The sequence below is a fragment of the Sphingorhabdus sp. genome, assembly GCF_044357595.1.
GTDB lineage: Bacteria > Pseudomonadota > Alphaproteobacteria > Sphingomonadales > Sphingomonadaceae > Sphingorhabdus_B.
On the sequence record NZ_JBIKPH010000155.1, the window covers coordinates 1 to 5,003 of the forward strand.

A 5,003-nucleotide genomic window follows, 5' to 3' on the forward strand; every position below is an offset into this window, starting at 1 on the left:
TCAATTAACTTACGCATATGCAGCGCAAGGCCTGCATCTTTGATGCGCACCATGATTTCTAGATTGATGAACATGCTGCGGACGTCCAAATTGGCCGAACCGATATAGACGGTGTCATCAATGACCATTAGCTTCATGTGGAGCGGGCGCGATTGAAATTCGAATATCCGGGTCTTTCGCCGCATCAGGTAGCGATACAGCAAGCGCGCAGCCGCTATCGTCGCATTATTGTCGGTCTTTCCCGCCACGACAAGACGCGACCCTTTATTGTGTTTGGCTGCCTTGGCAAGGCGTCGTAATATAGTTTGTGACGGCGAAAAATAGGCCGACACAATGTCGAATCTTTTGCCAGCCTCAAGCGACCGTTTGAACGTAATCGCCCAAGGCGAAATGCGGTTTGTCGGGCCACCCAAAAGCCATTGTACTTGGCCGATGCCGGGACGCCATTGGTGGATGATATTGCGGATGCTGCGGTATCGTACTTTCCCATTGTTGGAGGCACGCGCCAAATCTTCGAAATAATCGCTCAGTTTCTGCGCTTGGGCCCCCGATACGATTATGCCGAGATCTTCCCAGCTATTGTCCCCGGCCCGACCAAAATAATCGTCTGTAATGTTGAAGCCGCCAACCAGCGCATGCGCGCTGTCAGCGATCAAGATTTTCTGGTGGTTACGGATGATGTAGCCAAGCCCTTTACGCGTACTAAAGCAGTGATAGCAGCCGCCGGCTTCAACCAATGCATCGAAGAAACGGTCGCTTACATTCCCCGATCCGAAACTATCGATGATCAGCTGGACGTGCACTCCATTGTTTGCGGCAGCCACCAACGCGTCACGCACCTCACGGCCAGTGGCATCATCGCCAAACATATAGAAAAACATCTGGATAGATTTTTTAGCGCGGGCGATGAGCCCCAATACTGCGTCCAGCCTATCTTGCGGCAAATGAACCACATGCAAATCGTGGCCCGCAATGTGAAAGTGCGTTCCGGGAAAGTCGGGCCTGCCTGATTGCACTGTCATTTCCCCATGTTACTGCTTTGCGCAGCATGCCGCAAGCGACCCGCCCTTTTCATTGACATTTTGGTCAGTTATCTCTAGGCGCGGGCAACTTCCCGAAATTTACGAAGAATCAGGAGCCAAGATGGCACGCGTTACTGTTGAAGATTGCATCGACAAGATCACCAACCGGTTTGACCTTGTATTACTTGCCGCCGAACGTGCGCGCGAAATCTCTGGTGGCGCTGAACTGACCGTTGACCGCGACCGTGATAAAAATCCAGTCGTAGCCTTGCGTGAAATCGCCGAGGAGACTGTCCGTCCCGACCAACTGAAGGAAGGCCTCGTGCAGTCGCTTCAGAAGGTCCAAGTGGATGAGGACGAAGAAGCAGATGCAGTTGGCTCGATCAGCCTGTCTGCCGAAGCACTTCGCCTTACGGCTGCCGCTCCGGCACGCGGTGCAGGTATGCAGCGCGATTACGATCGGTAATTTGCTTTTAATCTATTTGAAAAGAATGCCCGGCTTACCCGGGCCTTTTTTTGGCTTTCTAGGTTAGCGCTAAAAAACGAGCGGCCATACAAAAAGCTCAGCGTATAGCCCGATATTGTTTCCATATGTGCGGTGCTGTTTTTCTGGCGGGGTGTCGGCCTATCCCTATTGCGTTTAAGTTAGCAGGGAAAACGGCGGATGACTATTTCGCGCCATGCATCGCGAACCGATTGTATTTGTCTGCGCTCTTTGGGAATACGACTGAATTCGCTGATAAATTGATCTGCAGTCAGGCGATATTTTTTGGGCGCGCAGAATAAAGGGGCGCCTATTGTTCTGGCAACATCATTCTCAGCCTTTACCGCTTTTGCGGCGGCCTCAAATACCCTTATCATTGGCTTAAGATCCTTCGCAAAGACGGCGCCCATGCCCTTTTTCTTCAAAGCGACCGCTTTAATAAAAAAGGTTTCTGCATCCATGGCATTTGCAGGGATTGCAGTTAGCAACACGCCGGTTGCTAATAGCAACGCGAATTTCATATTGGTGACCTCAACTCTCTCACCCCGAAGGTTAAAGAGTTGAGGCCGCGAATGATAGCTGGAAATTAAGCGCCTTGGGGCGTCGCGCCTCCAACTGGCGTGGACTTGCCCCGTCCTGCCTTAGGTATCGCTGTACCAACTGTCGGGATAGACGAAGGCTTGATGACCTTGCCGTCATCCCGCTCAAACTTACCTGTTTCTAACAACTGGTTAATCTCTTCGCCGGAGAGCGTTTCGAATTCAAGCAACGCATTGGCCAGCAGGTGCAATTGATTGTTATGTTCGGTCAAAAGGTCGGTAGCACGCTTATGACCGCCTTCGACCAGCTTACGGATTTCTGCATCAATCTTCTGTGCGGTTTCGTCAGACATGGCCGAACGTTGCGACATGCCATAACCGAGATAGCCTTCCTGACGCTCTTCATATTGTAGGGGCCCCATGGCGTCCGACATACCCCATTGCGTGACCATGTCGCGCGCAAGGCTCGTTGCATATTGAATGTCGCTTGATGCGCCCGAGCTGACCTTATCATACCCAAAGATCAGTTCTTCCGCCACGCGGCCACCCATCGATACAGACAGGTTGGCGTGCATTTTGTCACGGTGGTAGCTGTAGTTATCGCGCTCTGGTAGGCGCATGACCATACCCAAGGCGCGACCACGTGGAATGATAGTTGCCTTGTGTATTGGGTCAGATGCGACCTCGTGTATCGAGACGATTGCGTGGCCGGCCTCATGATAGGCCGTCATCTTCTTCTCGTCTTCGGTCATGACCATGGACTTACGCTCAGTGCCCATCATTACCTTGTCTTTGGCATCCTCAAACTCTTGCATGGCGACCAAGCGTTTGCCGCGACGTGCGGCAAGCAACGCCGCCTCATTCACAAGGTTTGCAAGGTCAGCGCCCGAAAAGCCTGGGGTTCCGCGTGCGATCACGCGCCCATCGACGTCGGGAGCCAATGGTACCTTCCTCATGTGCACTTCGAGGATCTTAACGCGGCCATCTATGTCAGGGCGCGGAACAACAACCTGCCTGTCAAAACGGCCGGGACGCAGCAAGGCTGGGTCAAGGACGTCGGGACGGTTGGTGGCAGCTACAATGATGATGCCTTCATTGGCTTCAAAACCGTCCATTTCGACCAGCAATTGGTTCAGCGTCTGTTCGCGCTCGTCATTTTGGTTACCAAGGCCTGCGCCGCGGCTACGTCCAACTGCGTCGATTTCGTCTATGAAGACAATGCATGGCGCATTTTTCTTCGCCTGTTCAAACATGTCGCGCACGCGGCTTGCGCCAACGCCAACGAACATTTCAACAAAGTCAGAGCCCGAGATTGAGAAGAACGGAACGCCAGCCTCACCTGCAATAGCACGCGCCAGCAAAGTCTTACCTGTACCCGGTGAACCAACGAGCAATGCGCCCTTTGGAATCTTACCACCGAGGCGGCTAAACTTTTGCGGGTCTTTCAGAAATTCTACGATTTCCTGCAGTTCATCGCGGGCCTCATCAATACCGGCAACATCGTCAAAGGTAACCTTGCCATGCTTTTCGGTGAGCAATTTCGCCTTCGACTTGCCAAAGCCCATTGCCCCGCCAGCGCCGCCACCCTTTTGCATCTGGCGCAGAACGAAGAATGCGATGCCCAAGATCAGCAGGAACGGAAGCGCCTGATAAATCAACAATAGCAAGAGGCTTGGTTGTTCCTCTGCCTTCGCCTCTACGACCACACCCTTTTCATCAAGTAGGGGATATAGGCTCGTGTCGTTGGGGATCGGAACAGTGACGAAAGTTTCGTCATTTTGAAGCTTGCCGGTGATGCGTTCCGGCGCAATGGCAACGGACTTAACTTCACCTGCCTCAACTTTGTCGCGGAAAGACGAATAGGTGATGCCGTTGGTTGGCACCGAGGAGCCGCTGAATATCGAGGCAACAAGCAAAAGCGCCACAATGATCGCGGACCAGATAGCCATATTGCGGAGCATCGGATTGCCTTTTGGTTCTTGTTCGTCGTTCATCATCACTGCCTTGATTAGCGCCCGTACAAAATGCGCGGGAATACAAAGCTAATGTAGGCGCGAATATGTGAATGACAATATAGGGATTGGCAAATTTCTAGTCTGTAGATGTTTACGTTCGCCGCGGGCGCGCGATAGAAAACTGCCACTGTTTTCCGCCCGTGCATTTGACGTTGCCTATTGTTGCGGTGCGCATGTCGGTGAGGGCAATCAGCAATCGGTCGATAGCGTCGCCACGTGGCGTAATGTCGGGGTCTAACGCCTCAAGGCAGCGCAATAAAAGACGCCTTCTCAAAGCATTCGGTAGGTCTTGCGCGTCGCAAAAAACCATGCCGGCTTCGCGTGTAATTCTGTGATCCGCAAGCTCGTCCGTCATCCAGGTCAGGGCGTCGGCTGCTTCGGCCAAAGCGGCTGCGGTGCGTCCCGCCCGGTCGGCACGAAAGGGATGCGCCGTGCTGGCCAGCCAGTTCCGGATGGCGACGCGGTCAAAGGCTGCGTTGGCGTTGCTAGGATCATCGACTGTCTGCACATCAGCCTGTGTGCAGATGTCGATGAGCTCAGCCTTGCTAAAATCTAAAAGTGGACGGACAACGCGACCATTGCGGGCCCGAATGGCGGATAATCCGTCGACGCCGCTGCCTCTTGCCAGCCGCATCAACAGGGTTTCCAATTGATCATCCGCATGGTGTGCGGTGGCGATATATTTGCAGTTTTCCGCATCAGCGGCGCGCTCTAACAATGCATAGCGCGCAACCCGCGCCGATGATTGGATATTGCCACTTATGGCGGCATTTGGTGTCAGAATGACATGTGGAACGCCCCAATCCTCGCAAACGCTGTGGACATATCGCGCCTCATCCGCTGCCTCTGGCCGTAATTGATGATCAACTGTTGCAGCCACCAATTTTCCAGGCAACACCGCCTGCGCCAGCAAAAGCAAAGCCAAGCTGTCCGGTCCACCAGA

General features: G+C 53.4%; 5 protein-coding genes. 1 reads left to right on the top strand and 4 read right to left on the bottom strand.

The annotated features are described in order from the left end of the window. A partial coding sequence (locus ACIQ2T_RS11875) for a phosphatidylserine/phosphatidylglycerophosphate/cardiolipin synthase family protein (protein ID WP_397591000.1) occupies positions 1-1,022 on the bottom strand: 1,022 nt, incomplete at its 3' end. A 121-nt stretch (positions 1,023-1,143) separates the two neighbouring features. On the opposite strand from ACIQ2T_RS11875, the gene rpoZ reads away from it, so the two are divergent. After that, positions 1,144-1,488, top strand: a complete 345-nt coding sequence (gene rpoZ, locus ACIQ2T_RS11880; RefSeq protein WP_300037789.1) for a DNA-directed RNA polymerase subunit omega — start codon at positions 1,144-1,146, stop codon at positions 1,486-1,488. Between the two features lie 179 nt (positions 1,489-1,667). On the opposite strand, the gene ACIQ2T_RS11885 is transcribed toward rpoZ, so the two are convergent. The 3 genes from ACIQ2T_RS11885 to tilS all read right to left on the bottom strand — a co-directional run. Next, complete coding sequence (locus ACIQ2T_RS11885) at positions 1,668-2,027, bottom strand: hypothetical protein (RefSeq protein ID WP_397591001.1); 360 nt, start codon at positions 2,025-2,027, stop codon at positions 1,668-1,670. Positions 2,028-2,092: 65 nt separating this feature from the next. Next, entirely contained in the window at positions 2,093-4,039 is a 1,947-nt protein-coding gene (ftsH, locus tag ACIQ2T_RS11890) for an ATP-dependent zinc metalloprotease FtsH (RefSeq protein WP_397591002.1), read from the bottom strand. Between the two features lie 112 nt (positions 4,040-4,151). Further along, a partial coding sequence (tilS, locus tag ACIQ2T_RS11895; protein ID WP_397591003.1) for a tRNA lysidine(34) synthetase TilS occupies positions 4,152-5,003 on the bottom strand: 852 nt, incomplete at its 5' end.